The following is an 863-nucleotide window of genomic DNA, read 5'->3' on the forward strand; positions in this document are numbered from 1 at the left end:
GGTGGTGACGATTTCCTGATCTGAGGGATTCCGCTGCTGAGCGGGGCGTGATTCAAGGCTGGCTTTTGGAGGCTGGCCTGGATGAGCGCGGACCCGGATGCGTTGCGCGATGACCAGTGGGAGCGGCTGCGGGAGTTGATCCCTGGCGGTCGAGCCGGGCAGCGCGGGCCGCGTTGCGACAACCGGCGCTTCGTGGACGCACTGCTCTGGATGGCCCGCTCGGGCGGGCGCTGGCGTGACCTGCCAGAGCGCCTGGGCGACCATCGGGCCGTTAAGCGGCGCTACTACCGCTGGATCGAGCGTGGGGCGCTAGACGAAGTGCTGGCCGCCCTGGGCGGCGAGCCCGACCTGGAGTGGCTGCTGATCGACAGCACCATCGTGCGTGCTCACCAGCACGCGGCCGGGGCGCGCCTGGCCAAAGGGGGGCGTATGCCCAGGGCCTGGGCCGTTCCCGCGGCGGTTTGAGCACCAAGATCCACGCCGCCACTGACGCACTCGGCAACCCGGTCCGGCTGCTGTTCGGGCCGGGACAGGAGAATGACATGGCTCAGGCTCACGGGCTGGTCGCGGGTTTCGATCCCGGCGCGGTCATCGCCGACCGAGGCTACGACGCCGACCACCTGCACGACGCCATTCTCGACGCCGGCGCCGAGCCCGTCATTCCGCCGCGCAAGCACCGACGCCGGCCGCACACCTACAACAAGACCCTCTACAAGGAGCGGAACCGCATCGAGCGCTTCTTCAACAACCTCAAGCAGTTCCGTCGCGTCGCAACCCGCTACGACAAGCTCCTCGCCAACTTCCGCGGCTTCGTTCTGCTCGCCTCAATCGCCATCCTACTCCGCTGAAATCGTCACCACCGC

At 68.1% G+C, this 863-nt stretch carries 1 pseudogene; it reads left to right on the forward strand.

What is annotated here, in order from left to right:
• Positions 1 to 81 precede the first annotated feature (81 nt).
• A pseudogene (locus QMO56_RS26830) lies at positions 82 to 848 on the forward strand (IS5 family transposase).
• Positions 849 to 863 lie beyond the last annotated feature (15 nt).

It is taken from the genome of Roseomonas sp. E05 (assembly GCF_030063475.1).
GTDB lineage: Bacteria > Pseudomonadota > Alphaproteobacteria > Acetobacterales > Acetobacteraceae > Pseudoroseomonas.